26 protein-coding genes are annotated in these 26,053 nt (G+C 71.8%); 15 read left to right on the plus strand and 11 right to left on the minus strand.

All coding sequences use genetic code 11. The features are described 5' to 3' along the window. Positions 1-72: 72 nt before the first annotated feature. The 3 genes from ACFQ7Q_RS24280 to ACFQ7Q_RS24290 all read left to right on the plus strand — a co-directional run bounded on the left by ACFQ7Q_RS24280 (position 73) and on the right by ACFQ7Q_RS24290 (position 3,016). A complete protein-coding gene (locus tag ACFQ7Q_RS24280) occupies positions 73-1,650 on the plus strand; it encodes an ABC transporter substrate-binding protein (protein ID WP_383558685.1) in 1,578 nt (525 codons plus the stop codon). A gap of 70 nt (positions 1,651-1,720) precedes the next feature. Beyond that, a complete protein-coding gene (ung, locus tag ACFQ7Q_RS24285) occupies positions 1,721-2,404 on the plus strand; it encodes a uracil-DNA glycosylase (RefSeq protein ID WP_383558687.1) in 684 nt (227 codons plus the stop codon). Between the two features lie 138 nt (positions 2,405-2,542). Continuing rightward, positions 2,543-3,016, plus strand: coding sequence for a hypothetical protein (locus ACFQ7Q_RS24290; protein ID WP_383558688.1), 474 nt, complete (start codon positions 2,543-2,545; stop codon positions 3,014-3,016). Positions 3,017-3,029: 13 nt separating this feature from the next. Here ACFQ7Q_RS24290 and ACFQ7Q_RS24295 read toward each other — a convergent pair whose 3' ends face one another. The 3 genes from ACFQ7Q_RS24295 to ACFQ7Q_RS24305 form a co-directional block, all read right to left on the minus strand. Then, the gene (locus tag ACFQ7Q_RS24295) at positions 3,030-3,467 is read right to left on the minus strand and encodes a hypothetical protein (protein ID WP_383558689.1); all 438 of its coding nucleotides are present in this window, start codon (positions 3,465-3,467) and stop codon (positions 3,030-3,032) included. 181 nt (positions 3,468-3,648) lie between these two features. Beyond that, a complete protein-coding gene (locus ACFQ7Q_RS24300; RefSeq protein ID WP_383558691.1) occupies positions 3,649-4,179 on the minus strand; it encodes a DinB family protein in 531 nt (176 codons plus the stop codon). 42 nt (positions 4,180-4,221) lie between these two features. Next, positions 4,222-4,866 carry a TetR/AcrR family transcriptional regulator gene (locus ACFQ7Q_RS24305; RefSeq protein ID WP_383558692.1) on the minus strand — a complete coding sequence of 215 codons (645 nt, stop codon included), beginning with the start codon at positions 4,864-4,866 and terminating at the stop codon, positions 4,222-4,224. Between the two features lie 81 nt (positions 4,867-4,947). Between ACFQ7Q_RS24305 and ACFQ7Q_RS24310 the strand changes: the two genes are divergently transcribed. Both ACFQ7Q_RS24310 and ACFQ7Q_RS24315 read left to right on the plus strand, forming a co-directional pair. Beyond that, the gene (locus tag ACFQ7Q_RS24310) at positions 4,948-6,135 is read left to right on the plus strand and encodes an FAD-dependent monooxygenase (protein WP_383558693.1); all 1,188 of its coding nucleotides are present in this window, start codon (positions 4,948-4,950) and stop codon (positions 6,133-6,135) included. Between the two features lie 40 nt (positions 6,136-6,175). Continuing rightward, positions 6,176-7,081, plus strand: a complete 906-nt coding sequence (locus tag ACFQ7Q_RS24315) for a Gfo/Idh/MocA family protein (protein ID WP_383558695.1) — start codon at positions 6,176-6,178, stop codon at positions 7,079-7,081. On the opposite strand, the gene lnt is transcribed toward ACFQ7Q_RS24315, so the two are convergent. After that, positions 7,005-8,576 carry an apolipoprotein N-acyltransferase gene (gene lnt / locus ACFQ7Q_RS24320; RefSeq protein WP_383558723.1) on the minus strand — a complete coding sequence of 524 codons (1,572 nt, stop codon included), beginning with the start codon at positions 8,574-8,576 and terminating at the stop codon, positions 7,005-7,007. The two genes, ACFQ7Q_RS24315 and lnt, sit on opposite strands and share 77 nt — an antisense overlap. Positions 8,577-8,788: 212 nt before the next feature. After that, a complete protein-coding gene (locus ACFQ7Q_RS24325) occupies positions 8,789-9,226 on the minus strand; it encodes a nuclear transport factor 2 family protein (RefSeq protein WP_383558697.1) in 438 nt (145 codons plus the stop codon). Positions 9,227-9,309: 83 nt separating this feature from the next. Here ACFQ7Q_RS24325 and ACFQ7Q_RS24330 point away from each other — a divergent pair, with 83 nt between their 5' ends. After that, positions 9,310-9,909, plus strand: coding sequence for a flavin reductase family protein (locus ACFQ7Q_RS24330; protein WP_383558699.1), 600 nt, complete (start codon positions 9,310-9,312; stop codon positions 9,907-9,909). Between the two features lie 22 nt (positions 9,910-9,931). On the opposite strand, the gene ACFQ7Q_RS24335 is transcribed toward ACFQ7Q_RS24330, so the two are convergent. From ACFQ7Q_RS24335 to ACFQ7Q_RS24345, 3 genes are all read right to left on the minus strand, one after another. Then, complete coding sequence (locus ACFQ7Q_RS24335) at positions 9,932-10,147, minus strand: hypothetical protein (RefSeq protein WP_329123203.1); 216 nt, start codon at positions 10,145-10,147, stop codon at positions 9,932-9,934. A 436-nt stretch (positions 10,148-10,583) separates the two neighbouring features. After that, entirely contained in the window at positions 10,584-11,456 is an 873-nt protein-coding gene (locus ACFQ7Q_RS24340; protein WP_383558700.1) for an undecaprenyl-diphosphate phosphatase, read from the minus strand. A gap of 109 nt (positions 11,457-11,565) precedes the next feature. Next, positions 11,566-12,027: a winged helix-turn-helix transcriptional regulator gene (locus tag ACFQ7Q_RS24345; protein ID WP_383558702.1), complete on the minus strand. Its 462-nt coding sequence runs from the start codon at positions 12,025-12,027 to the stop codon at positions 11,566-11,568. Between the two features lie 118 nt (positions 12,028-12,145). On the opposite strand from ACFQ7Q_RS24345, the gene ACFQ7Q_RS24350 reads away from it, so the two are divergent. Next, positions 12,146-13,315, plus strand: a complete 1,170-nt coding sequence (locus ACFQ7Q_RS24350) for a thiolase family protein (protein WP_383558704.1) — start codon at positions 12,146-12,148, stop codon at positions 13,313-13,315. Positions 13,316-13,600: 285 nt separating this feature from the next. Here the strand turns inward: ACFQ7Q_RS24350 and ACFQ7Q_RS24355 are convergent, their stop codons facing one another. Further along, positions 13,601-14,377 (minus strand): TVP38/TMEM64 family protein, encoded by a 777-nt coding sequence (locus ACFQ7Q_RS24355; RefSeq protein WP_383558706.1) that lies wholly within the window; start codon positions 14,375-14,377, stop codon positions 13,601-13,603. A 68-nt stretch (positions 14,378-14,445) separates the two neighbouring features. Between ACFQ7Q_RS24355 and ACFQ7Q_RS24360 the strand changes: the two genes are divergently transcribed. The 5 genes from ACFQ7Q_RS24360 to ACFQ7Q_RS24380 all read left to right on the plus strand — a co-directional run bounded on the left by ACFQ7Q_RS24360 (position 14,446) and on the right by ACFQ7Q_RS24380 (position 19,417). Continuing rightward, complete coding sequence (locus ACFQ7Q_RS24360) at positions 14,446-15,171, plus strand: DNA alkylation repair protein (RefSeq protein WP_383558707.1); 726 nt, start codon at positions 14,446-14,448, stop codon at positions 15,169-15,171. A 568-nt stretch (positions 15,172-15,739) separates the two neighbouring features. Continuing rightward, positions 15,740-16,969 (plus strand): IS110 family transposase, encoded by a 1,230-nt coding sequence (locus ACFQ7Q_RS24365; protein ID WP_383558709.1) that lies wholly within the window; start codon positions 15,740-15,742, stop codon positions 16,967-16,969. Between the two features lie 17 nt (positions 16,970-16,986). Continuing rightward, positions 16,987-17,190, plus strand: a complete 204-nt coding sequence (locus ACFQ7Q_RS24370) for a hypothetical protein (RefSeq protein ID WP_383558711.1) — start codon at positions 16,987-16,989, stop codon at positions 17,188-17,190. A 94-nt stretch (positions 17,191-17,284) separates the two neighbouring features. Continuing rightward, positions 17,285-18,454, plus strand: coding sequence for an elongation factor Tu (gene tuf, locus ACFQ7Q_RS24375; protein WP_383558713.1), 1,170 nt, complete (start codon positions 17,285-17,287; stop codon positions 18,452-18,454). Positions 18,455-18,571: 117 nt separating this feature from the next. After that, on the plus strand, positions 18,572-19,417 hold the full coding sequence (locus ACFQ7Q_RS24380) for a spermidine synthase (protein ID WP_383558715.1): 846 nt from the start codon (positions 18,572-18,574) through the stop codon (positions 19,415-19,417). Between the two features lie 15 nt (positions 19,418-19,432). On the opposite strand, the gene ACFQ7Q_RS24385 is transcribed toward ACFQ7Q_RS24380, so the two are convergent. Further along, the gene (locus tag ACFQ7Q_RS24385; protein WP_383558717.1) at positions 19,433-20,782 is read right to left on the minus strand and encodes an MFS transporter; all 1,350 of its coding nucleotides are present in this window, start codon (positions 20,780-20,782) and stop codon (positions 19,433-19,435) included. A 73-nt stretch (positions 20,783-20,855) separates the two neighbouring features. Beyond that, entirely contained in the window at positions 20,856-21,953 is a 1,098-nt protein-coding gene (locus tag ACFQ7Q_RS24390) for a hypothetical protein (RefSeq protein ID WP_383558719.1), read from the minus strand. A gap of 106 nt (positions 21,954-22,059) precedes the next feature. Here ACFQ7Q_RS24390 and ACFQ7Q_RS24395 point away from each other — a divergent pair, with 106 nt between their 5' ends. From ACFQ7Q_RS24395 to ACFQ7Q_RS24405, 3 genes are all read left to right on the plus strand, one after another. Further along, positions 22,060-22,512, plus strand: a complete 453-nt coding sequence (locus ACFQ7Q_RS24395; RefSeq protein WP_329123227.1) for a DUF4442 domain-containing protein — start codon at positions 22,060-22,062, stop codon at positions 22,510-22,512. 146 nt (positions 22,513-22,658) lie between these two features. Continuing rightward, positions 22,659-25,271 (plus strand): beta-glucosidase, encoded by a 2,613-nt coding sequence (locus ACFQ7Q_RS24400; protein ID WP_383558721.1) that lies wholly within the window; start codon positions 22,659-22,661, stop codon positions 25,269-25,271. 61 nt (positions 25,272-25,332) lie between these two features. Further along, positions 25,333-25,998: a DedA family protein gene (locus ACFQ7Q_RS24405; protein ID WP_383558724.1), complete on the plus strand. Its 666-nt coding sequence runs from the start codon at positions 25,333-25,335 to the stop codon at positions 25,996-25,998. Positions 25,999-26,053 lie beyond the last annotated feature (55 nt).

The following is a 26,053-nucleotide window of genomic DNA, read 5'->3' on the forward strand; positions in this document are numbered from 1 at the left end:
AGGGTCGAACATTGACCTGACGGGGCGCTGCGGTATGGTCGGCCGACCCATGGCTGAACGAGGAGCGTGCACGTGTTCAACCGGACCAGTCTGCAGGCCGCTGCAGCCCTTGCGTCCATATCCCTGGTTTCCGGATGCAGCCTGTTTTCGGACGGTGAATCCACCGGGGAGCAGAGAATCGTCGTCGGCACGACGAGTTCTCCCACCACGCTTGATCCGGCAGCCGCTTGGGACAATTCCTGGGAGCTGTACCGAAATGTCTTCCAGACGCTGGTGAGTTTTCCGACCGGCAGCACGACACCGCAGTCCGATGCCGCCGACTGCAAATTCTCCGACACCGCCAGCCGGATCTTCGAGTGCAAGCTCCTCGACGGCCTGACGTTCTCGAACGGGCACAAACTGGACGCCAAGGCGGTCCAGTACTCCATCGAGCGCATCCGCACGATCAACGCCGACGGTGGCCCCAACGGGATGCTCGGCTCGCTCGACAAGATCGAGACCGTCGACGACCGTACGGTCGTCTTCAAGCTGAACAAGCCCGACGCGACCTTCCCCTTCGTCCTCGCGACCCCGGCCATGTCCCTGGTGGACCCCGCCGACTACCCCGCCGACAAGCTCCGTGAGGACGGGAAGCTCACCGGCTCCGGTCCCTACGTCCTCGACGACTACGTCGAGGGCGACAAGGCCGAGCTGACCAAGAACCCCACCTACAAGGGGTTCGCGGACCGCAAGAACGGCGGCGTGACCATCCGGTACTTCAAGGAGTCCGAGGCCATGGTCAACGCGCTGCGCGAGGAGGAGATCGACGCCACCTACCGGGGCCTCACGGCCGAGGAGGTCGTCGACCTCCAGGAGGACACCCCGGAGAACGAGAAGCTCCAGCTCGTGGAGTCGACCGGCGCCGACATCCGCTACCTCGTCTTCAACGCGCGGGACGCCTCGGTCGCCAAGGAGCCGGTCCGCAAGGCGATCGCCCAGCTCGTCGACCGCGAGGAACTGGTCGACAAGGCCTACAAGGGCACGGCCGAGCCGCTGTACTCCATGGTCCCCAAGGGCATCGCCGGGCACACCACGGAGTTCTTCGACGCCTTCGGCGAGCCCAGCGTCACGAAGGCCAAGTCGATCCTGCGCGGCGCCGGGATCACCAAGCCGGTCGAGCTGACCTTCTGGTACACCACGGACCGGTACGGCTCCGGCACCGCGCTCGAGTTCGCCGAGCTGAAGCGGCAGCTGGACTCGTCCGGGCTCTTCAAGGTGACCCTGCGCAGCAAGCCGTGGAAGGAGTTCGCGGCGGCCTACCAGAAGGGCGAGTACCCGGTCTTCGGCCGAGGCTGGTTCCCCGACTTCCCGGACGCGGACAACTTCATCGCGCCGTTCGTCGGCAAGCAGAACGCGCTGGGAACGCCGTACGTGAGCCCGCGCATCACCGACGAGATCCTGCCGAAGTCGCGGCGCGAGAGCGACCGCGGGGCCGCCGCCGAGGAGTTCAAGGAGGCGCAGGAGATCATGGTGGACGACGTCCGGCTCCTGCCGCTGTGGCAGGGCAAGCTGTACATCGCGGCAGGTGAGGACATCGCGGGCGGCGAGCGCGCGCTCGACCCGCAGACCGTCATGCAGATGTGGGAACTCAGCCGCCGGACCAGCTGGTAGCGGCGTTGTCAGTGGCCACCGGTAGGTTCTTCAGCACGTAAGAAGACATGGCCTACCGGAGGTTGTTGACGTGACCGACACCGACATGCTGCCCGAGTCCTGGCGCGGCGTCCTCGGCGACGAGCTGCAGAAGCCGTACTTCAAGCAGCTCACCGAGTTCGTCGAGGAGGAGCGGGCCAAGGGGCCGGTCTACCCGCCGCGCGACGAGGTCTTCGCGGCCCTCGCCGCCACCCCGTACGACAAGGTGAAGGTCCTGGTCCTCGGCCAGGACCCGTACCACGGAGAAGGGCAGGGACACGGTCTCTGCTTCTCCGTCCGGCCCGGAGTCAAGACCCCGCCCTCCCTCCGCAACATCTACAAGGAGATGAAGGAGGAGCTCGGCCACCCGGTGCCGGACAACGGCTATCTGATGCCGTGGGCCGAGCAGGGTGTCCTCCTGCTCAACGCGGTGCTCACCGTCCGCGCCGGCGAGGCCAACTCGCACAAGGGCCAGGGCTGGGAGAAGTTCACGGACGCGGTGATCTCCGCCGTGGCCTCGCGGCCGGACCCGGCCGTCTTCGTGCTGTGGGGGAACTACGCGCAGAAGAAGCTCCCCCTGATCGACGAGGAGCGCCATGTGGTGGTGAAGGGCGCGCACCCCTCGCCGCTGTCGGCGAAGAAGTTCTTCGGCTCCCGCCCCTTCACCCATATCGACGAGGCGATCGCGGCCCAGGGCCACGAGGCGATCGACTGGCGCATCCCCGACCTGGGCTGACGCCACCGGGCCGCTGTCCGGGCGGGTGTCTGAGCCCGCCCGGCTGACAGGCCCCGGCCGGCGCCCGAGCCTGATCCGGATCGGGGGTCGCTGCGGCTAGCGTCGGATCTCCCGGACGGAGATCGCGTGGAGGCCCCAGTGACCGAGCAGCAGCAGATGTCGGACGACGGCGTCATGACCAGGATCGGTCAGGCGACGATGCTGCTCCACGGCGGGGACCGGGAGGAGGCGCGCAACCGTTTCGGGGACCTGTGGGCGCAGATCGGTCCCGACGGCGACCCGCTGCACCGCTGCACGCTCGCGCACTACATGGCCGACGCGCAGGACGACCCGGACGTCGAGCTGGCCTGGGACCTGCGGGCCCTCCTGGCGGCCGAGGAGCTCGGCGAGGAGCGGCTGGCCGAGCACGACTCCGCGGTCGCGCTGCGGGCGCTGTACCCCTCGCTGCATCTCAACCTGGCCGCCGACTATCTGAAGCTCCAGCGGCCCGACGCGGCGCGGGTCCATCTGGACCGGGCCCGCGCGGCGTCGGACGCGCTGGACGACGACGGATACGGCAACGGGGTCCGCGCCGCGATCGAGCGTCTGGAGGTACGGCTCCGCGCGCGCTAGCCCGGTGCCGGTCTCACTTCCTGTACGTACCGCGGCAGATCCTGGCCTGGTCGCTTCCGGGGTGCCAGCCGCCGTACCGCTCGCCCAGCTCGCAGACGTCCGCCCGGGAGCGGGGCGGCTCGGGCGCGTCGGGGGCCTTCGCCGCCGGTGGGCGGCCGTGCTGGTGCGGTACGGACGGAGGTCGCTGCCTGCCCGTCGAAGCCCCGGACCCGCCCCCGTTCCCCTTCCCGTTCCCCCTGTGGTGCTCCGAGGCCGCGCGGGGCGAGGGCGGCGGGGGAGGGGGCAGTGCCGCTTCGAGAGCCTCGCGGGCCGGTCCCTCGACGATCTGCGGGGCCACGTCCACGTGCTCGGACGGTCGACTGACCTCCTGGGGCGGTTCGGGGACGGGAGGCCCTGTCTCGACCGAGACGCAGCCGGAGAGGGCGGCGACGGCCATTCCGGCCAGGATCATCGCTGAGGTTCTCGTTGCATGCACCCGCGCAACTCTGCTGGTCGGTCGATGATCTTCGCGCCCCTACCGACGGGGAATGCCCCGCACGAGTGATCACCGCGAACGGGGTGACGCGCGCCGTCGTGCGACGCCCTTCCGCCGCACCGCCGCCGTCCGGGCAGGCCGTGCTCCGCCGGCTCCGCTAGTCGCCCGTGGCCCCGTCGATCCGCTCGCGCAGCAGATCCGCGTGGCCGTTGTGACGCGCGTACTCCTCGATCATGTGGGTGTAGATCCAGCGCAGGTTGAACGTCTCGCCGCTGCGGTGCTCGCCCTTGGCCGGGTCGTCGAGGTGGTGCGCCGCGGCGAGCTCGCGGGCCCGTGCGATCTCGCCCTGCCAGGTCGCGTACGCCTCGTCCCAGGTGTCCGCCGCGGTGAGGTGGAAGGCGCGGTCGCGGTCCTCGTCGGTGCCGTAGATCCGGCCCGGCCGCTCGTCGGCCAGTACCCGCCGGAACCAGCCGCGTTCCACCTCGGACATGTGGCGGACCAGGCCGAGCAGACTGAGATCGGACGGCGGGGCGGAGGCCGTGCGCAGCTGGGGCTCGGTCAGCCCCTCGCATTTCACGGCGAGCGTGTGGCGGTGGTAGTCCAGCCAGCCTTCGAGCATCTCGCGCTCGCCCGCGGTGGTCGACGGTTCGGTGCGTGCGGTGTGGTCCACAGAGGTCATGCCCGGCATCGTCGCCGATGACCGGGGAGGGCGCCAGGGGACCCGGCGCGGTCACCCGCCCAGCATTCCGCGCAACAACTCGTCGAACCCGACGCGCAGTTCGGCCCGGCTCGGCACGGCGGAGTGGAACGAACCCGCCGCGCAGGAGAACATCAGCCCCTCGCACCAGGCGATCAGGGACAGTGCATGCCGCTCGGGGGAGCGGGAGCCGGCGTCCGCCATCATCGCGATCAGCGGTCCGTGGAACGCCGACCCCGCCGCGTCGAAGAAGGTGCGCAGCTCGGGGCGGCGAGTGGCCTCCAGGGCGAGTTCGTAGCGGGAGACGAGCAGCGCGCGGTGGTCGGTGAGATACCGGTGCAGGGCGAGCGAGAGGGCGTCCACCAGCTCTCCGGCCCGGGCGTCCGGACCCGGCATCTCGCGCGGGGTGAGGACCCGGGCCTCCAGCTCGACCTGACGGCGGACCGCCGTCTCCAGCAGGGCCTGGCGGGTGCGGGCGTGGTTGGACGTCGAGCCCTGCGGCAGCCCCGCCCGCTCGTCGACCGCCCGGTGGGTGAGCCCCCGCATCCCGCGTTCGACGAGCAGGTCGAGGGCGGCGTCCCCGATCCGCTCGGCGCGGGAGCCCGACGCGGCGGGAGAGCCCGTGGCGGGCGAGTCCGGAGAGGGGGAGGCGTCGGGCCGGGGGGTGCGTGCGGTCATGGGCACAACCTACTACCGGCCTGACTACACCTGTAGTACGTTCGAGAAGTCACTACAGCTGTAGTTTCCGAGGGAGCAGTCATGGAACAGCACCGTGCCGTCGTCGTCGGGGCAGGCATCGGCGGACTCACCGCCGCCGTCGCCCTCCAGCAGAGCGGCTGGAACGTCACCGTCCTCGAACGCGCCGCCGCCCTCACCCCCGTCGGGGCCGGCATCGGCCTCGCCCCCAACTCCCAGCGCGCCCTGGACGTCATCGGGCTCGGCGACCGCGTACGCGAACTGTCCGCCTGGCAGGGCGACGGCGGAATGCGCACCCCCGACGGCCGCTGGCTCGCCCGCACCAGCGCCAAGGCAGCCGCCGACCGCTTCGGCGGCCCCCTCGTCCTGCTCCACCGCGCCACCCTCGTCGATCTCCTCCTCTCGGCACTCCCCGAGGGAGTCGTACGGACCGGGGTGGCCGCACTCCTCGCCGATCCGGGTGACGACGACAGGCCCGCCGTCGTCCGCACCCCCGACGGAGACATCGAGGCCGAACTGGTCATCGGCGCCGACGGCATCCACTCCACGCTCCGCCGCGCCCTCTTCCCCGACCACGCGGGTCCCGAGTACTCCGGCTTCACCACCTGGCGCGTCGTCGTACCCGCCCCCCAGAGCCCCTTCCCTCCGCACGAGACCTGGGGCCCGGGCCGCCTCTGGGGAACCCAGCCCCTCAAGGACGGCCGCATCTACGCCTACGCGATGGCCGCCGCCCCCGAAGGCGCCCGCGCCCACGACGACGAGAAGGCCGAACTCCTGCGCCTCTTCGGAGACTGGCACCACCCGGTGCCCGAGATCCTCGCCGCCGTCGACCCGGACGGCGTCCTGCGCCACGATGTCCACCACATGCCCACACCCCTGCCCGCCTTCCACCGCGGTCGCGTCGCCCTCCTCGGCGACGCGGCCCACGCGATGGAGCCCACCCTCGGCCAGGGCGGCAACCAGGCCATCGAGGACGCGATCGTCCTCGCCCACCACGCCGGCCCGGGAGTTCGGCCGAGCCGGGCACTGGCCGCGTACACCGCCGACCGGTTGCCGCGCACCACGGCGATCGTCCGCAAGGCCGCCCGGACGGGCCGGCTCGCGCTTCTCTCCGCACCGCCCGCCGTCGCCCTGCGCAACGGGCTCATCGCCGCCGTCTCCCGCTTCGGACCCGGCCTCGTCCTGCGCGGTTTCGACGGCATCGCCGACTGGCGGCCGCCGTTGGCCGCCGACCGCGCACGAGTAAGCTGACCAGCGCGAACGACAGATCACCCAGCGCTAGGGAGACCCCGTGAAGGTCGGCTGCATCGGACTCGGCGACATCGCACAGAAGGCATATCTCCCGGTCCTCGCCGCCCTCCCCGGGGTCGAACTCCATCTGCAGACGCGGACGCGAGCCACCCTGGATCGGGTCGCCGAGATCCATCACGTGCCGGCCGTGCGGCGCCACAGCGATCTCGACTCGCTGCTCTCCGCCGGCCTCGACGCCGCGTTCGTGCATGCGCCGACCTCCGCACACGCCGAGATCGTCACCCGACTCCTCCAGGCAGGGGTGGCGACCTATGTCGACAAGCCGCTGGCGTACGAGTACGCCGAATCCGAGCGGCTCGTGGAGCTGGCCGAGGAGCGCGCGGTGAGCCTGACCGTCGGCTTCAACCGACGCCTGGCGCCCGGCTACGCGCAGTGCCTGGACCACCCGCGCGAGCTCATCCTCATGCAGAAGAACCGGATCGGCCTGCCCGAGGACCCGCGCACCCTCGTCCTCGACGACTTCATCCACGTCGTCGACACCCTGCGCTTCCTGCTGCCCGGAGAGGTGGAGCACACGGACGTACGGGCCCGGATCCGCGACGGACTCATGCACCACGTCGTGCTCCAGCTCTCCGGCGACGGATTCACCGCCATCGGCATGATGAACCGGATGAACGGCTCCACCGAGGAGATCCTGGAGGTCTCCGGCCAGGACACCAAGCGCCAGGTCCTCAACCTCGCGGACGTCGTCGACCACAAGGGCCAGCCGACCGTCCGGCGCCGCGGGGACTGGGTGCCGGTGGCCCGTCAGCGCGGCATCGAGCAGGCCGTCCTCGCCTTCCTCGACGCCGTACGGGCAGGTGAGCAGCTCAGTGCGAGGGACGCTCTGGCGACCCACGAGCTGTGCGAGCGCGTCGTGCGCGAGGCCCTGACTCAGGCCTCCTGAGCGCGCCCATGCCCTCGGCGGCGCACAGCGCCGCCAGCACGGTCAGGGCGCCGTACAGCGGCCAGTCGCCGAAGCGCGCGTAGCCGGTGGTCGTCCGCGAGAGGGGCACTTCGTAGACGGCCGCCGCGCTGCGATCGGTGCCCAGCGTCGTACCGATCCGGCGGCCGTCGGGACCGTACACGGCGCTGACGCCGGTCAGCGTCGCATGCACCATCGGACGGCCCGACTCCGCCGCGCGCAGCGCCGCGAGCGAGGCATGCTGGGCGGGCGCCCAGCTGTGCTGGAAGGTCGAGGTCGCCGACTGGGCGATCAGCACGTCCGCGCCGTCGCGGGTCAGACGGCGTGACATGTCGGGGAAGGCCGACTCGAAGCAGACCAGCGGGCCGATCCGCAGCGCCGGGTCGGCTCCGTCGGCCGGCAGGCTCATCACCACGGGCTCGGTGCCGCGCCGCCGGTCCTCACCCGCCGCCTTGCCGACCGATGTCACCCAGCCCAGGACCGGGCGCAGCGGGATGTACTCGCCGAACGGCACCAGCCGCATCTTGTCGTAGCGGTCGCCGGTGGGGCCCTGCTCACCGATCAGCACGGCGCTCTTGAAGATGCCGGGCCGGTCGGATCGGCGGGCGTCCACATTGACCAGGATCGGCGCGTCCACCGCGCGGGAGAGCGCCGTCAGCCGGGCGGCGAGGTCGGGTCGGGTGGCCAGATCGGCGCCTACGCTGCTCTCGCCCCAGACCACCAGATCCAGGTCCTGGCCGACCAGTTCACGCGTCAACTCCTCGCCCCGCGCGAACCGCCGTTCGGCGCCACCGGATCCGTCGTACACCCCCGGCTGTACGACGGCGATCCGCGCCGTCCCCTGCTCCCGAGGTGGCCCGACACCCCACCAGACCACGCCGACGGTGAGCGCGCACACCACGAGTCCCACCAGGGCCGTCATCCGAACGGCGGCCGCCGACACCACAAGGAGCGCCACGGCCGTGTTGACCGCCACCACCAGCAGGGAGACGAGCCATACGCCGCCGACGGAGGCCAGCCGCAGCGCCGGTGCGACCTGCCACTGACTCGCGCCCAACAGACCCCACGGCCCGCCCAAAGCCTCCCAGGAGCGGACCAGTTCGATCATCAGCCAGCCGGAAGGGACGACCAGGAGCGCGGCGGCGGCACGCGTACCGGACGGTCCGTCCCCGAGCATCGCCCGCACCAGCCAACCCCAGGGCACCCACAACAACCCGAGCAGCGCGGCCAGTACGAGAAGGAAGACGTGCAGGCTCGGCATCAGCCAGTGGTGCATGGCCGCCATGAAGCCGATGCCGCCCAGCCAGCCCTCCAGGGCCGCGCGGCGCGCGGTGGGCGCGGAACGGAGCAGCAGCAGCCACGGGACGAGGGCGATGTAGGCGAACCACCAGAGGCCGGGCGCCGGGAAGGCGAGCGCGGGCAGGGCGCCCGCCACGACCGCGAGCGCGGCGCGGGCGGCGCGGTGAGGCGTCCGCAGGGTCCGGGACGGCGCGCCCTCGGACGGCCCGTCCTCCGGGGTTCCGCCTCCCGTGCCCGCCCCGTCCTCGGCTGCCGCACGGGCCCGGTGCGGGCGCCGGCCACCGGCACCGGACCCGTGCTCCGCGCCGGTGCCGCGCCGGCCGAACGCAATTCCCACGCAGCGCCTCCAGGTGTCGCCTCCAGTGTGCGCCGCGTACTCCTGCCCCGCGCCTAGGCGCGGCGCCACTTCTCCCGAACGACGACCGAGCTGAGGCGCCATCCGGCGTCCGTCCGGAGCAGGGAGAACGTGTACCGGCCGCCGCAGACGAAGTCCTCGCCCGACTCGAAGCGCATCGGGTTCACGTAGTCGGCCCTGACCTCGGCCGTGTCGCCCGGGTAGCCGCCGAGGTCCTGGATGGTCACCCGGCGGTTCACGATCAGGTGCTGGCGCATCGGGAAGAGCCGCATCGTCTCCTCGAGCCAGTCGGCGACCTCGGCCGCCGGGCCCTCGACACCGCCGGAGTCGCGGTAGTCGGCTCTGCCGTCGCGCGTGAACAGCGCCCGGTAGCCCGTCCAGTCGGAGTCGTCCACGGCCACCGCGTACCCGGTGACGAGGTCGTCGATGGCCAGCCGGTCCATCACGGTCGCGAGATCCACGCGCTGTGTCATCGGCACAGTGTCGGGCAGGGGGAGGCACGGGGCCAAGAGCCGTGCGGCGAGGGCCTGGTCGGATACCGGTCATACTTTGCGTCATGCGCATCGACATCGATCCCGCCCTGAGCGACCGGAACACCTTCTACCGGCTGCTCACCGCCACCGTCGTGCCCCGGCCGATCGCCTGGATCTCCACGACATCGGCCGACGGGACCGACAATCTGGCCCCGCACTCCTTCTTCACGATCTCGTCGGTGACTCCGCCGGTGGTCCAGTTCACCTCGGTGGGGCGCAAGGACTCGCTGCGCAACATCGAGGACACCGGCGCCTTCGTCGTGAACTTCGCGCCCGAGCCGCTCTTCGAGCAGATCAACGCCACGGCGACGGACTTTCCGCGCGGGGTGAGCGAGTTCGACGCCTGCGGCGTGGAACGCGAGCCGAGCCTGCGGGTGAAGCCGCCGCGGGTGGCACATGCTCCGGTGGCGCTGGAGTGCGAGCTGCACAGCACCCTGCGGATCGGGGACTCGACCGTCGTCTTCGGGCGCGTGGTGCACGCGGCCGTGGACGAGTCCGTGATGGTGGACGGACACCCCGAGGTCACGCGCATGCGCCCGCTGACCCGGCTCGGCCGCAACGAGTGGGGGACGCTGGGCGGGATCCGGGAGATCGCCCGGGTCCCGTACGACTCCCAGGCGTGACGAGCCCCGTGCGCGGCACCTGCTAGGCGGCCTCCCACCGGTGGGGACGGCCGCCGCGCCACTCCACCAGATGCGGGTCGTCGAGGATCATGTCGGCGTCCTCGAGTCCGGCTCGACGCAGGAACTCGACGAGGTCCGTGTCGTTGTGCGCGAGGCCCACGATCTGCCCGCGGACCGTGACGCGTCGCCCGCCGTCGGGGGAGGGGCGGTGGATGACGATGGGTGCTTGCCAGGCCATGGTTCCAGGGTGCGACGAGCCCCCGGATCGCGCCCGGCGGATCACACCGGACGGTGGAGACGGCGGCTTCATGCCGCCGATGCGCGCAGGGCCGAGAGGTCCGGTTCACGCGGCGGCCCGACACCGGCCCGGTTCACGGGGTTGCCACGCGCCCGGTCCGGTTCTCGCGGTCGGTTCGCACGGGGTGTGAACGGAACGCGTCGACATGCGGCGCGCACACGCTCGCCGGTCTCCCCTCCCGGCGGGAGGATCGTCGCGTCCCTTCGGCAGGGGCGCACCAGAGAAGAGTCGCCGGAGAACCCCCCGAGTCCGGCGACCCGTCCCGATCGGCGCGGAACCCGGTCCCCACCCGAACGGACATGAGCCCGTCCGCGCGCCGGTGGTCGCTCGACCACCGACGCTCGCGGACGGGCTCCGGCCCGTGCGAGGCCTGACGTCAGTGGCCGGACTCGCCCGCGTGGGGGCTGAGGACGTCCGTGCCGACGAGGATGAACAGGACGATGCCGAGCAGGATCCGGTAGATCACGAACGGCATGAAGCTCTTGGTCGTGATGAACTTCATGAACCAGGCGATCACCGCGTATCCGACGGCGAACGCGATGATCGTGGCGAAGATCGTCGGACCCCAGGACACATGGCCCTCGCCCGCGTCCTTCAGCTCGTAGGCGCCGGAGGCGAGCACCGCCGGGATGGCCAGCAGGAACGAGTACCGGGCCGCGGCCTCGCGGGTGTAGCCCATGAGCAGACCACCGGAGATCGTCGCGCCGGAGCGGGAGACGCCGGGGATCAGGGCCATCGCCTGGCAGACGCCGAAGATCAGGCCGTCCCTCACGCCGAGGTCCTTGAGCGTCTTGCGCTCGCGGACGACGCGGTGCTTCCCGCCGACCTCGTCGCGGGCGGCGAGCCGGTCCGCGATGCCGAGGACGATGCCCATGACGATGAGGGTCGTGGCGATCAGCCGCAGATCACGGAACGGGCCCTCGATCTGGTCCTTGAGCGTCACGCCGAGCACGCCGATCGGGATCGAGCCCACGATCACCAGCCAGCCCATCTGGGCGTCGTGGTCGCTGCGCATCGACTTGTCCCGCAGCGAGCGGAACCAGGCCGAGACGATCCGCGCGATGTCCTTGCGGAAGTAGATCAGGACGGCCGTCTCCGTGCCGATCTGGGTGATCGCGGTGAAGGCCGCGCCGGGGTCCTCCCAGCCGGCGAAGGCGGCGGTGAGGCGGAGGTGCGCGCTGGAGGAGATGGGAAGGAACTCCGTCAGCCCCTGGACGAGTCCGAGGATGAATGATTCGAACCAACTCATGGGGCTAGGGCCGTCCCGAATGTGCTCGTGCGGTCAGAAAGGGCGGTCGGATCGGAGATCGACCGCCGGTCGTTGCGCAGCGTACCGTCCCTGGATGAAGGCCCCGATCTCAGGTCTCCATGGGACCGGTCGTCGTCCAGCCCGGGGTCCGCACGTGGTGGGTCAGACTCGCGGCGTCCGCCTCGTCGCCGCAACAGGCGCACACGACCCGGGGGCTGAGCACCTCGCCGCAGCTGTGCTCCAGGACCACCGGCCGGTCCTTCGGGTTCAGGTGGCGGTCGCCCCAGGCCATGAGCGTGAGGAGCACCGGCTGCAGCTCCTGGCCGGCCGGTGTGGCCCGGTACTCGAAGCGCTGCGGACGTTCGCTGTACGGCACCTTCTCCAGGATCCCGGCCTCCACCAGCCGCTTCAGGCGGGCCGTGAGGATGTCGCGCGGAGCACCGGTGTTCCGCGCGATCCGGTCGAAGCGGCGCACGCCGAGCGAGATCTCGCGCAGCACGAGCAGCGAGTACTTCTCACCGACGAGGGTCAGGGCGTCGGCGATCGAGCAGGGGCGGGGGGCGGCCTTCATGGGGCCAGCCTAAGGCAGGGGCGTGGATAGGGTTTGAGAATCAAACTGACTGGGCTATGTTACTGCCAAGTGTTGGATCCAGTTTTCCAACCCACTAGGTGATCGAGGAGCCGTCATCATGCGCGACGCCGTCATCGTCGAAGCAGTCCGTACGCCCATGGGCAGGGGGAAGACCAACGGCGCCCTGGCCGAGGCCCACCCCGTCGCCCTGCTCTCCCACGCCCTCGGCGCGCTGATCGAACGCAGCGGTATCGACCCCGCCCTCGTCGACGACGTCATCGGCGGAACGGTCGACCAGGTCGGCGAGCAGGCCATGAACACCACCCGGTACGCCTGGCTGGGCGCGGGCTTCCCCGATTCCGTGCCCGCCACGACCGTCGACCGACAGTGCGGCTCCTCCCAGCAGGCCGTGCACTTCGCGGCCCAGGGCGTCCTCTCCGGGGCGTACGACATCGCCGTCGCCTGTGGGGTCGAGTCCATGAGCCGCGTCCCGATGTGGTCGAACGTGCCGCCCGGCGCGGACCCCTTCGGGCCCGGGGTCGCCGCGCGGTACCCCGAGGGGCTGGTCCCGCAGGGCATCAGCGCGGAGCTGATCGCGGCGAAGTGGTCGACAGGGCGCGAGGCGATGGACGAGTTCGCCGCCGCCTCGCACGGCAAGGCCGCCCGGAGCTGGGAGGCCGGGCTCTTCGACGCCGAGGTGGTCCCGTACGGGGACGTCCGCCGCGACGAGTCGGTGCGGCCGACGACCACTCCGCAGATCCTGGCCGGGCTCCGGCCCGCCTTCCAGGACCCGGTCTTCGCCGAGCGGTTCCCTCAGATCGACTGGTCGGTGACCGCGGGCAACAGCAGCCCGACCAACGACGGCGCCTCCGCCGTGCTCGTCATGGCGGCGGACACCGCGGAGCGACTCGGGCTCCGCCCGCTGGCGCGGCTGCACAGCTTCGCGGTGACCGGGTCCGACCCGCTGCTGATGCTGACCGGCGTGATCCCCGCGACGGAGAAGGTGCTGCGCAGGGCGGGACTCGGCCTGGACGACATCGATCTCTTCGAGATCAACGAGGCGTTCGCGAGCGTGGTGCTCGCCTGGCAGCAGGAGACCGGCGCCGACCCGGCCAAGGTCAACGTCCACGGTGGCGCCATCGCCCTGGGCCACCCCCTCGGCGCGAGCGGCACCCGGCTGACGACCACTCTCGTCCACGCCCTGCGGGCCCGCGGCGCCCGGTACGGCCTGCAGGCGATGTGCGAGGCGGGCGGCCTGGCGAACGCCATGATCGTCGAAGCGCTCTGAGGGGCCTCGGGGCGGGTGCGCGGGCGGGCCGCCGCCCGCGGGCCGCGAAGGCCGCCGGCGCCACGGGGCCGGGCGAAGCGCGCCTGAGTCCTGGGGCAGGCGTCCGGTCGGGGCCGGCGGCTACGCCGCGCCGTCCGCCGGTAGGTCAGGCGCGTCGGGGTATGGCGCCCCGGCGTCCCCATGGACCCAGGCGTTGCCCCGCCCCGGCGTGCCCATAGGGCCAGGCGTTGCCCCGCCCCGGCTCCCGGCCGACACATCGGCGGCCCACGGCACCCGCGTCCGCGCCTAACCCTCCCGCGAGACCCCCACGCCTGCCAGCGGGCGGGGCTCGGTCGGCTCGGTCGGTTCGGCCGGGATCGGCGCCGTCCGCAGGCCGTGGCGTTTGCGCCAGGCGACCGCCGCCGCGGCGAGGCCGGAGACGACGATGAAGCCCATCGAGATCAGGAAGGCGGGCGAGGTCGGCGAGGCGGCCTGGCTGCCCGCCACCACGTACGCCGCCGTGTTGGGGATCGTGCCGATCGCCGTCGCCAGGAGGAACGGCGCGTATCCCATCCGAGAGACCGCCGCGCAGTAGTTGGCGGCGGCGAACGGCACCCCGGGGAAGAGCCGGATCGCCAGCATCGAGCGGAACCCGTGCCGGCTGAGCTGCCCGTCGGCCGCCTTCAGCCAGCGCCCCCGCAGGAGTGGCCGCAGCGCGCCCTGCCCGAGAACTCGCCCCAGGGTGAACGAGATTCCCGCCCCCAGGACCGTCCCGGCCACCGCCGCCGCAAGTCCCGCCTGGGTGCCGAAGAGCGCGCCCGCCGCGAGGTTCAGGATCGGCCGCGGTACGAAGGCGGCCGTGCACGCCCCGTAGGCGAGGGCGAACAGCACCACCGCGCCCACGCCGCTCATCTGCGGCGGCCAGCCCGCCGACAGCAGCCGCTGGGGCTCGTACAGGACCACGGTCGTCGCCGCCGTGACGAGGAGCGCGGCGAGCACGGCCAGCCGCGACCAGGGCGACAGCAGAGCCCGGGAGCAGCGCGGTGCGAGGGAGCCCGGCGGCCGGGTGACGGGGTCGAGCATCCGGGGAGAGTAACCGACGGACACATGTGATCGCCGTAATGTCCGTCATGGGCCGTAGTCTGGGCCGCATGACGACCGCCGCGCCCGCTGGGCCCGCCGTGCCCGACAGCGCCCTCGCCGACAGCGTGCTCGCCCGTCTCACCGAGGTCTACCCGGCGGCCGGCGACCCCTTCCGGGCGCAGGAGATGGTCGCGTACATGAAGGGCGTCGCCCCCTTCCTCGGCATCCGTACCCCGGAGCGGCGCGCCCTGTCCCGTACCGTCCTCGACGGCACCCCGCGCCCCGACGAGGCGGACTGCGCCGCCGTCGCGCTGCGCTGCTTCGCGCTGCCCGAGCGGGAGTACCACTACTTCGCCGTCGACTACCTGCGCCGTCACGTCAAGCGGTGCTCCTCCGGCTTCCTGCCCGTCACCCTTCGGCTCGTCACCACCGACTCCTGGTGGGACACCGTCGACCTCCTCGCCGCCCATGTGGTCGGCGGCCTCGTCGCGGCCGATCCGGCGCTCGTCGCGCGGATGGACGAGTGGATCGAGGACGACGACCTGTGGGTCGCGCGCACCGCGCTGCTGCACCAACTCACGTACAAGGGCGCGACCGACACCGAGCGGCTGTTCTCCTACTGCCTGCGCCGGGCCGGCGACACCGACTTCTTCCTCCGCAAGGCGATCGGCTGGTCCCTGCGCGAGTACGCGAAGACCGGACCCGACGAGGTCCGCGCGTTCGTCGAGGAGAACCGCGCCCGCCTCGCCCCGCTCTCCGTGCGCGAGGCGCTCAAGCACCTAATCCCTTCTTAAGGGCGGGACCGAGAGCCGAGTGCTCATGGACCTGTTCGAGCACCAGGCCTGTGACGCCTATCAAGCACCCGGCGTTGAAGCCTCTTCAGAGAGTGGCGCGAGGTCCTGGTGCTCATGGTGGTGGCGGTCGGGCGGGTGCCGAGGCGACGCCTTTCGTAAGCGGGGCACGCGATGCCTCCACGGAGATCGCGCGGGTCTCGGTGCCTTCCCGACCGCCACCACGTCGCTGATGTTGACGCCCGCGGGCGCCGGACGGACGTCTTTTCGAATCAGGGCCCCTGCGAGGTCTCGCGGCAGATCGTGCGGCGCCCGGCGCCTCCGGACGTCAACACCAGCCCCTTGATCACTCGTTGGTGTTGGTGGTGCGAGCCCGCCGCGCGGTGACCTCTTGATACTCCCGAGCCGTCTGAGCTCCCGCAAGAGACCGAGGCCCGTGGGGTGAGCTGGTGCCACGAACAGCTACTGAGGTGGCGGACCGACCCTCGCGTCGAGTCCTGGGATTAGGTCGCTGCGTGGTTCCGCACGAGCTCGTGACCAGCACACACGCACAGCACTACCGGGAGGGACCTTGATCTACTGCGGCATCGACTGGGCGGAGAAGACACACGACGTCGCCCTGGTCGACGACACCGGCCAGCTCCTGGCCAAACGTCACATCACCGACGACGCCACCGGCTACAAGATCCTGCTCGACCTGCTCACCGAGTACGGCGACACTGCGGACAACCCGATCCCGGTCGCAATCGAGACCGCCCGCGGCCTGCTCGTCGCGGTCCTGCGGACCGGCAAGCGCCAGGTCTTCGCGATCAACCCGCTGGCCGCCGCCCACTACCGCGACCGTCACTCCGTCTCCCGCAAGAAGTCCGACCCTGGCGACGCCCTGGTCCTGGCGAACATCCTCCGCACCGACATGCACGCCCACCGGCCCCTGCCCAACGACTCCGACCTGGCCCGCGCCGTCGCTGTCCTCGCCCGCGCACAGCAGGACGCCACCTGGAACCGGCAGCAGATCTCCAACCAGCTCCGCTCCCTGCTGCGCGAGTACTACCCCTCCGCCCTGGCCGCCTTCGATCCCTGGCGCAACGGTCTGTGCCGGCGCGAGGCCCAGGAACTCCTCAAGGCCGCTCCCACACCAACCCGGGCAGCCCGGCTGACCCGCACCCAGCTCCAGGCCGCCCTCAAACGCGCCGGCCGTCAGCGCGGGATCGAGGTCGAAGCCGACCGCCTCCGCGAAGTCTTCCGCGCCGAGTGGGCCCATCAGCCGCCGCTCGTCGAGGACGCGCTCGGCAAGCAGATGCTCGCCCTCCTCGTCCAGCTAGAGGCCGCCTGCACCGCCGCCGACCAACTCGCCAAGGCGGTCGAGGAGACGTTCCCTCAACACCCGGACGCTGAGATCATCCTCAGCTTCCCCGGCCTCGGCATCCAGCTCGGCGCCCGGGTGCTCGCCGAGATCGGAGACGACCGCAACCGGTTCGCCGACGCCCGCGGACTCAAGGCATACGCCGGCTCCTCGCCCATCACCAGAGCCTCTGGCAAGAAGTCCAGCATCACCCGCCGATGGGTCAAGAACGACCGCCTCAACCATGCCGGCTACCTCTGGGCCTTCGCCTCCATCACCGCCTCACCAGGAGCCAAGGCCCACTACCGTCGCCGCCGTGACGACCACGGCGACTGGCACGCATCCGCCCAGCGCAACCTCTTCAACCGCATGATCGGACAGCTCTACTACTGCCTCAAGAGCCACGCACTGTTCGACGAACACACCGCCTTCCCAGTCGAACTCACCGCAGCAGCTTGACGAACTAACCGCCTGAGGTGTCTCTGAACTCTCGCGCGGCGGAAAATGGTTCGACGGCGACCGCCGGTCCCGGGATGATCGTGGACATGTTCCGGTACGCCTTCCTCGAAGCACGTCCCGCAGTCGCGGCCGCGCCGAAGGCTGCCGTCGCGCCCGTCGCCGCCGCTGCGTTCGCAGCCGCCGCGCTGGCGGCCGTCGCACTCGACGGCGCCCGAAGCTGACCCTCCCCGGCTCGTCCGGCGGACCCCACAGGGGGAGGGTCGGTCCGGCCCCGGGGTCCCCTCACACGCTTCGAGCTCAAGGAACGAGCGAACCATGCCCAAGACGGCATACGTGCGCACCAAGCCGCACCTCAACATCGGCACCATGGGCCACGTCGACCACGGCAAGACCACCCTGACCGCCGCCATCACCAAGGTCCTCAGCGAGCGCGGGACCGGCACCTTCGTGCCGTTCGACCGCATCGACCGCGCGCCCGAGGAGGCCCAGCGCGGCATCACCATCAACATCGCGCACGTCGAGTACGAGACCGACACCCGCCACTACGCCCACGTGGACATGCCGGGCCACGCCGACTACGTCAAGAACATGGTCACCGGCGCCGCCCAGCTCGACGGGGCCATCCTCGTCGTCTCCGCGCTCGACGGGATCATGCCGCAGACGGCCGAGCACGTCCTGCTCGCCCGTCAGGTCGGCGTGGACCACATCGTGGTCGCGCTCAACAAGGCCGACGCGGGCGACGACGAGCTGACCGACCTGGTCGAGCTGGAGGTGCGGGAGCTGCTGACCGCGCACGGCTACGGCGGCGACTCGGTGCCCGTCGTCCGGGTGTCCGGACTCAAGGCCCTGGAGGGCGACCCGCGTTGGACGGCGGCGATCGAGGCGCTGCTCGACGCGGTGGACACCTATGTGCCCATGCCCGTGCGGTACGTGGACGCGCCGTTCCTGATGTCCGTCGAGAACGTCCTCACCATCACCGGCCGCGGCACCGTCGTCACGGGCGCCGTCGAGCGCGGGACGGTGCGGGTCGGCGACCGCGTGGAGGTGCTGGGCGCCGAGACCGAGACCGTCGTCACCGGGGTCGAGACCTTCGGCAAGCCCATGGAGTCGGCCGAGGCCGGCGACAACGTCGCGCTGCTGTTGCGCGGTGTCGCCCGTGACGCGGTCCGTCGCGGGCATGTGGTGGCGGCGCCGGGCAGCGTCGTACCGAGTCGGCGGTTCACCGCGCAGGTCTACGTCCTGTCGGGCAAGGAGGGCGGTCGCACCACCCCCGTCTCGACCGGCTACCGGCCGCAGTTCTACATCCGGACCGCGGACGTCGTCGGCGACGTCGACCTCGGCGGGACGGCGGTCGCGCGCCCGGGCGACACGGTCACCATGACCGTCGAACTCGGCCGTGACGTCCCGCTGGAGCCGGGTCTCGGCTTCGCGATCCGTGAGGGCGGCCGTACGGTCGGCGCCGGCACGGTCACGACCGTCGGCTGAGCGCCCGGTCGAACGGGGAGGCCCGCGTTCCGCACCCGCGGAACGCGGGCCGTACCACCCCCGCGCCCGCCGCGGTCCGTGCGGAGGCGGTCGCCGTCCTGCGGGCACAATGGGAGCGTGAACGAGCAGATACCCGTCATCCGGGACGTCGACGGGGGAACCGCCAAGCTGATGCCCGACGTCGACCGGGACCGGGCCTGGCTGCTCACGGTCGACGGCGCGCCCCAGTCCTACGTCGACCTGGACGAGCCGACGCACCTGGAGTTCGAGTACGCCCGCAGGCTCGCCCATGTCGTCGACGGCGTCGCCGACGAGGGCGAGCCCCTCGCCGTCCTGCACCTCGGCGGCGGGGCGCTCACCCTGCCCCGCTACGTGGCCGCGACCCGACCCGGCTCCCGCCAGGACGTGGTCGAGGCCGACCGGGGGCTGCTCGACCTGGTGACGGAACACCTCCCGCTGCCCGACGACGCGGGGGTCACCCTGCACGCCGCGGACGCCCGGAGCTGGCTGGAAGATGCCCACGACGCCTCCGTGGACGTGCTCGTCGCCGATGTCTTCGGCGGCTCGCGGGTGCCCGCGCATCTGACCTCCGTCGAGTACGCGCGGGAGGCCCGGAGGGTGCTGCGGCCGGGCGGTGTCTACGCGGCCAACCTCGCCGACGGTTCGCCGTTCGCCTTCCTCCGCTCCCAACTGGCGACCTTCGCGAGCGTCTTCACGGAGCTGGCCCTGATCGCCGAACCGGCGGTGCTGCGCGGCCGTCGCTTCGGGAACGCGGTCCTGGTCGCCTCGGACCGGGAGATCGACACGGCCCGTCTGGCCCGGCGCGCGGCCGGGGACGCCTTCCCCGCACGCGTGGAGTACGGCGCGACCCTGACCCGCTTCACGGGGTCCGCCCGCCCCGTGACCGACACGGACGCCGTGCCGTCCCCGGTCCCGCCGGACGGGTCCTTCAGCATCGGCTGAACACTCCCGCGGGCGTCAGGAGCCCGGGTGCGCCGTCGGGGTCTCCGCGACCGTGGTCGGCGCGGCGGTCTTCGCGGGGGCGGCCGAGCCGCCCACGGGGGTGGTCGAGCCGCCCACCTCCTTCGTACGGCGCCTCAGGTTCCGGACGTCCGGGACGAGCAGGACCAGGGCCGTCACCACCACGATCAGCGTCGCCGAGCCCCACAGCGCCTCGCTGCGGCCGAAGAGGTTCTCCGCAGGGCCCGCGAGCGCCGTGGACAGCGGGAGCATGGCCGTCGAGCCGAACCAGTCGTACGCGGACACCCGCGACAGCTTCTCCTCCGGGATCTCCTGGTGCAGCGTCGTCATCCAGGCCACGCCGAACACCTCGATCGCCACACCGCTGACGAACATCGCGGCCGAGAGACCCACCACGTCGAGCGGGACCGCGAGCGCCGCCGACGGCAGGGCGATCGGGAAGACGCCCAGGGTGCCCACGAGGAGCATCCGGCGGGGCTTCCAGCGCATCATCAGGAAGGCGCCGACGAGCGTGCCCACGCCGAAGAAGGCCAGTGCGATTCCCCAGGGCCTGGCGCCGCCGAGCTGGTCCCGGGCCACGAGCGGTCCGTAGACGGACTCGGCCGCGCCGACGAGCGCCACGACGATGGAGAACTGGGCCACGATGGACCACAGCCAGGGCCGTCCGACGAACTCGTCCCAGCCCTCGCGCAGATCGGCGAGCAGGCCGCCTCCCGCCGCGCGCTTCGCGATGTGGCTGACGTCGAGGAAGGCGCGCAGCGCGCCGGCGAACGCGAAGGCCGCCGCGTCGATCGCGAGGACCCAGCCGGGGCCGACCGCGGCGATCAACGCGCCGCCGAGCGCCGCGCCGCCGATGCCGGCGCCGTGCATCGCCATCCGGAACAGGGCGAAGGCGCGACTGACCTGCTCGCCGCTGACGCTGGACATCAGCATGCCCTCGGCCGCCGGGTTGAAGAACGCCTGGCCCGTTCCGCACAGCGCGGTCAGCAGCATCATCTGCCACAGCTGCGGGTCGCCCGTCAGGACGAGGACGGCGAAGACGCCCTGGGAGACGAAGTTGAGGGCGTTGGCGGCGACCATCACCCGGTGCCGGGGTATCCGGTCCGCGACCGCGCCGCCGATGAGCAGGAAGAGCACGAGCGGGACGATGCGGGCCGCGGCCACCAGGCCGACGTCGCCGCTGTCCCCGCCGGACTCCATCACGGCGAACGCCGTCGCGATCAGGGCACCGTGGGTACCGAGGTTGGTGACCATCGCGGCGGCGGTCAGCAGCAGATAGTTGCGCCCCGCCCACTCGGGACGGCGGGAGAGCAGCGGGGTGCGGGGGGAGGCGGCGGGAGTTCTCACCCCGGGACTATCCCTGTCGCCGCCGCCTCCCGCCAAACCGAATACCGGACGACCTCGTCCGGTACGGCGTCCGTCAGGACGAGGCCGGGGCCAGTCGCACCGTCGAGAGGATCTGCTGGATCGTGGCGTCCGGCAGCTCGTCCTTGACCCCGTCGGCCGCGTAGAGCACGAACGACGAGAAGTCACCGGCGGAGTTCTTGAAGGAGAACGCGATGGACTTGCCGTCCGACTCGCACTTGTTCCGCTTCTTGATCCCCGGGGCGGTGGCCGTCGACATGCTGCCGACGAGTCCGGACTTGGTGGTGTACGGCACAGCCTTGGTGATCTTGATGGTGCCCTTGGGCATGTGCTGGGCGTAGCCCGCCCACACCCAGTTGCCGGCCTCGTTGAACGCCGCCTCGTCGGTGTTCTTCGCGCCTTGGCCGCCCTTGGTGCCCGCGGTGCTCAGGCCCCAGGTCTCCTCGGTGCCGTTCTTGTCGGTGTCGAACGCGCACCAATTGCTCTTGAAGCGCGCGGGCGCGGACATGGTGACGACCGGCGAGCCGTCGCCCTTCTTCTCGTCCTCGAAGAAGGTGATGGAACCGGGCTTCAGCAGCTCCCACTCCGGCGGCACGTCGAAGAGCGTGCCGTACTTGGGGTTGTGGACGACCTTCCAGCCCGGGATCGTCGGCTGCTGCTGGGCGTCGTCGCGCGGGTTGTCGATCGGCGGGGACGACTGCGGCTTGCCGGAGGCCGACGAGGACGACGAAGGCGGCTTCGGGTCGCCGCCGGCGTCGGTCTTCTTCTCGTCGTCCTTGCCGAGGACCAGGAATCCCGTCACACCGGCGGCGACGACCACGGCGGTCGCGGCGACGATGGCGATGATCGTCGTCTGCTTCTTCTTGCCGTCACCGGGACCGCCCGGCTGCGGTGGCACGCCCGGCACCTGGTACTGCGGCACGGTCGGCTGCTGGTACGGGTTGGGCTGCTGGTACGCGGGCTGGGCCGGCTGCGTCGGCGGCTGCTGCGGATAGCCCGGCTGCGTCGGCGGCTGCTGAGGGTATCCGGGCTGCTGTTGGTGCCCCGGCTGCTGATAGGGGTTCGGCTGCTGGTAACCCGACTGCTGGTACGGGTTCTGACTCTGGTCCTGCGGGTTCTGCTCGCCCCCGGGCGGCTGCTGTCCTGGCCACATGGCCAGTAACCATAGAGGTGTGGCGGGAACCCTGCTACGCCCGCCCCCACGCCGGTGCGCGGCGGCGGGGATGGCCATCTCTGCTACTCGCGGGTAACATCGCTCCATGAGCGCAGACCAGATGTCCGTCGGCGAGATGCTCGCCGCCACGGTTCCCATGGCCAGGACCCTCAACCTCGAGTTCCTGGAGACCACTTCCGAGCGAGCCGTCGTCCGCCTGCCGGACCAGGCCGACTACCACAACCACGTCGGCGGCCCGCACGCCGGAGCCATGTTCACCCTGGCCGAGTCCGCCAGCGGCGCGATCGTCCTGGCCGCCTTCGGTGACCAGCTGAGCCGCGCGGTGCCGCTCGCCGTCACCGCCGAGATCGGCTACAAGAAGCTCGCGATGGGCGTCGTCACGGCCACCGCCACCCTCGGCCGCCCGGCCGCCGACGTCGTCGCCGAGCTCGACGCCGGCGCGCGCCCGGAGTTCCCGGTGCACATCGCGATCACGCGCGAGGACGGTGCCGTGACCGGGGAGATGACGGTCGTCTGGACCCTGCGCCCGAACGCCTGACACGTCACCGCGAGCCGCCCCCGCACGCCAATTCGGGTGCGGGGGCGGCCGCGTCGGCGGGAATGCGGCGAAAAAATGACAACCTGTCACGCATAGTGCGCTCACCGCGTATACGCGGCATCCGCCTCGTGCGAAGGAGCAGCGCATTGTCACAGGCCGATTCCCGTGAGCCGAACCTGTCGTCGGACGGTGCCGAGACCGACCCGTCCCCCGAAACGGGCGCGCGTCACGCGCGCTCCGGACCCGGGCGGGCCCATGCCGAGGGGCGCGTGCCGCGCAGGGCCGCCCTGTGGTTGCTCGGCGGAGCCGTCGCCGCCGCGGCCTCCGCGGCCGTACCGGCCCACGCGAAGCCGGCCCACGCGAACCGGGTACGACCCGACACGGCGGGGCCGAATCCGCGGCGCCGCCGGGCCGACCGGGTCGACGAGCTCCTCGCGGCACTCACCTTGGACGAGAAGGTCTCCCTCCTGCACGGCGCGGCCGACCCGAACAGCCTCGGCCAGGCCGGATACGTACCCGGTGTGCCGCGACTGGGCCTGCCCGCGCTGAGGCTCGCCGACGGACCGGCGGGAGTACGCGTGAAGCGCACCGCCACCGCACTCCCCGCGCCCGTCATGCTCGCGGCCGCGTTCGACCCCGACCTCGCCCGCGCGTACGGCGGGGTCATCGGCCGCGAGGGACGCGCGCTCGGCCAGGACGTGCTGCTCTCCCCGATGGTCAATCTGATCCGCACGCCGTACGCGGGGCGGAACTTCGAGACCTTCTCCGAGGACCCCCTGCTCTCCGCCGACCTCGTCGCCGAGGAGATCCGCGGCATCCAGGACGAGGGCCTGATCGCCACGGTCAAGCACTTCGCCCTCAACAACCAGGAGAAGGACCGGACGTCCCTCGACGTACGAGCCGACGAGCAGACCCTCCACGAGACCGAGCTGCGCGGCTTCGAGGCCGCCGTCGCCGCCGGGGTGGGGTCCGTCATGGCCGCCTACAACAAGGTCGACGGCGTGCACTCCTCCGAGAACCAGGTGCTCCTCACCGATGTGCTGCGCACCCGCTGGCGCTTCGACGGCTGGGTGATGAGCGACTGGGGCGCCACGCACAGCACCGCCCCCGCCCTCGCCGCCGGCCTCGACATGGAGATGCCGAGGGGCACGCGCTACGGCGACGCCCTCGAGAAGGCGGTGCGGGACGGCCTGGTGACCGAGGCGACCGTCGACCGGGCCGTGCGCCGCATCCTGTCCGTACGGGCACGGTTCGGGCTCCTCGACGAGGCCACCCGCCCGGACCGGGACGCCGAGTCGGGCGCAGCCGTCGCCCTGCGCGTCGCCACCGCCGGAGCCACCCTGCTGCGCAACAAGGGCCGGATGCTGCCGCTCACCGGCTCCGCAGCCCGCTCCCTCGCCGTCATCGGCCCCACCGGCCGGCTCCCCTTCGTCAGCGGCGGCGGCAGTGCCTTCGTGGTCCCCGACTCCGCCGCCCGCCCCGTCGACGCGATCCGGGACCGGGCCGGCGCCGACGCCACCGTCACCTACGCCCTCGGCCTGGACCTCTTCGGCCGGCCGCTGCCCGCCACGGAGCCCCCGACCGACCTGGAGAACCGGACCGTCGCCGCCAAGGCCACCTGGACGTACGAGGGCACCCTCACCGTCCCCGAGACCGACCGCTGGACCTTCCACCTCCACCACGGCGGCGCCCGGCCCGTCGTCACCCTGGACTCCACCGAACTCTTCCCCGTCGTCCCCGGCGCCCCCGAGCAGCTCCCGGGAGGACTGCTGAGTCGCGCCCCGGACGGTCTCTCCGTCCGCCGCGACACCGTCGAGCTCACCGCCGGCACCCACCGCCTGACCGTCACCGCCCGCGGCGGGGCCGCCGGCCAGCTCCTCCGGCTCCGCGCGATCAGCGACTCCCAGCGGGCGGAGGACTTCGAGGAGGCCGTGAGCGCGGCCCGCGCCGCGCGGAGCGTCGTGTTCTTCGCGTACGAGGACGCCACCGAGGGCCAGGACCGCACGAGCCTCGCCCTGCCCGGCAACCAGGAGACCCTGATCGACGCCGTGACGGCCGCCAACCCGCGTACGACCGTCGTCCTCAACACCTCGTCCGCCGTCACCATGCCGTGGCTGGAGAGCAGCGCCGCCGTGCTGCAGATGTACTACCCCGGGCAGGCGGGCGCCGCCGCGACCGCCGCCGTCCTCTTCGGCGACGCCGACCCCGGCGGACGGCTCACCCAGACCTTCCCCGCCGCGGAGGACCGGCACCCCACGGCGGGCGACCCGATCCGCTACCCGGGGCAGGACGGGATCCAGGAGTACAGCGAGGGCGTCCATGTCGGTCACCGCTGGTACGACGCCGAGAACGTGGAGCCGCTGTTCCCGTTCGGGCACGGGCTCTCGTACACCACGTTCGGGTACGACGGCCTGGTGGCCGAGCGGGCCGACGACGGCGGGCTCGCGATCACGTTCACGGTGCGGAACACCGGCGGTCGGGCCGGGATCGAGGTGGCCCAGGTCTATCTCGGCCCCTCGCCCCACCTCGCCTCCCTCGGCGTCGACCAGCCGCGGCAGCTCCTGGCGGGATACCGGCGCCTGGAGCTGGCCCCGGGCGAGCGACGCCGGGTGACCGTGACCGTCGCCGCCCGCACCCTCTCGTCCTGGGACGTCGCACGCCACGGCTGGGTGCTCGGGACGGGGCGGCGCACGGTCCGGGTGGGAGCCTCCTCCCGCGATCCCAGGCTGCGCGCGGAGGTCGTGGTTCGACCCCTGTGACCAGGTAGGCTGCCCCGGCGTGCGCGACGCGGCGCACGCCTCGAAACGGGAGGAATCCGCGTTGCACGTCCAGGAGTGGCTGGAGACGATCCCCGCGGTCGCCGTCTACGCGCTGGTGGGGGTGGTGATCGGGCTGGAGAGCCTGGGCATCCCGCTGCCCGGCGAGATCGTCCTCGTGAGCTCGGCCCTGCTGGCCTCGCAGCACGGCGACATCAATCCGTACGTCCTCGGTGCCTGCGCCACGGCCGGCGCGATCATCGGCGACTCGATCGGCTACGCGATCGGCCGCAAGGGCGGGCGGCCGCTGCTCGCCTGGCTGGGGAGGAAGTTCCCCAAGCACTTCAGCGAGGCCAACATCGGGCTGGCCGAGCGGTCCTTCGAGAAGTGGGGCATGTGGGCGGTCTTCTTCGGCCGCTTCGTCGCCCTGCTGCGGATCTTCGCCGGACCGCTCGCGGGCGTGCTGAAGATGCCGTACTGGAAGTTCGCCATCGCCAACGTCTTCGGCGGCATCCTCTGGGCGGGCGGCACGACGGCCGTCATCTACTCGGTGGGCATCGTCGCCGAGGCCTGGCTCAAGCGCTTCTCCTGGCTCGGCCTGGTGCTCGCCGTCGTGATCGGTCTCGCCTCGATGCTGATCCTGAAGAACCGCGCGAAGAAGGCCGCCGCCAAGGCGGAGACCTCGGCCGAGCCGACCGCGGAACCCGTCCCGGCGACCGTCGCGGACTGACACGACGGAGAGACGTCGAGGACACGGCGAAGGGCGCGGCACCCGAAGCGGGTGC

The sequence above is a fragment of the Streptomyces sp. NPDC056527 genome (genome assembly GCF_042794475.1).
GTDB lineage: Bacteria > Actinomycetota > Actinomycetes > Streptomycetales > Streptomycetaceae > Streptomyces.

What these genes read in the sequence shown, in the direction of transcription:
- ACFQ7Q_RS24295 (WP_383558689.1), bottom strand. Translation starts at nt 3,467, where the DNA reads ATGATCCTGGCCGGAATGGCCGTCGCCGCCCTCTCCGGCTGCGTCTCG.
- ACFQ7Q_RS24300 (WP_383558691.1), bottom strand. Translation starts at nt 4,179, where the DNA reads ATGCCGGGCATGACCTCTGTGGACCACACCGCACGCACCGAACCGTCG.
- ACFQ7Q_RS24305 (WP_383558692.1), bottom strand. Translation starts at nt 4,866, where the DNA reads ATGACCGCACGCACCCCCCGGCCCGACGCCTCCCCCTCTCCGGACTCG.
- ACFQ7Q_RS24310 (WP_383558693.1), top strand. Translation starts at nt 4,948, where the DNA reads ATGGAACAGCACCGTGCCGTCGTCGTCGGGGCAGGCATCGGCGGACTC.
- ACFQ7Q_RS24325 (WP_383558697.1), bottom strand. Translation starts at nt 9,226, where the DNA reads ATGACACAGCGCGTGGATCTCGCGACCGTGATGGACCGGCTGGCCATC.
- ACFQ7Q_RS24330 (WP_383558699.1), top strand. Translation starts at nt 9,310, where the DNA reads ATGCGCATCGACATCGATCCCGCCCTGAGCGACCGGAACACCTTCTAC.
- ACFQ7Q_RS24335 (WP_329123203.1), bottom strand. Translation starts at nt 10,147, where the DNA reads ATGGCCTGGCAAGCACCCATCGTCATCCACCGCCCCTCCCCCGACGGC.
- ACFQ7Q_RS24340 (WP_383558700.1), bottom strand. Translation starts at nt 11,456, where the DNA reads ATGAGTTGGTTCGAATCATTCATCCTCGGACTCGTCCAGGGGCTGACG.
- ACFQ7Q_RS24345 (WP_383558702.1), bottom strand. Translation starts at nt 12,027, where the DNA reads ATGAAGGCCGCCCCCCGCCCCTGCTCGATCGCCGACGCCCTGACCCTC.
- ACFQ7Q_RS24350 (WP_383558704.1), top strand. Translation starts at nt 12,146, where the DNA reads ATGCGCGACGCCGTCATCGTCGAAGCAGTCCGTACGCCCATGGGCAGG.
- ACFQ7Q_RS24355 (WP_383558706.1), bottom strand. Translation starts at nt 14,377, where the DNA reads ATGCTCGACCCCGTCACCCGGCCGCCGGGCTCCCTCGCACCGCGCTGC.
- ACFQ7Q_RS24360 (WP_383558707.1), top strand. Translation starts at nt 14,446, where the DNA reads ATGACGACCGCCGCGCCCGCTGGGCCCGCCGTGCCCGACAGCGCCCTC.
- tuf (WP_383558713.1), top strand. Translation starts at nt 17,285, where the DNA reads ATGCCCAAGACGGCATACGTGCGCACCAAGCCGCACCTCAACATCGGC.
- ACFQ7Q_RS24390 (WP_383558719.1), bottom strand. Translation starts at nt 21,953, where the DNA reads ATGTGGCCAGGACAGCAGCCGCCCGGGGGCGAGCAGAACCCGCAGGAC.
- ACFQ7Q_RS24395 (WP_329123227.1), top strand. Translation starts at nt 22,060, where the DNA reads ATGAGCGCAGACCAGATGTCCGTCGGCGAGATGCTCGCCGCCACGGTT.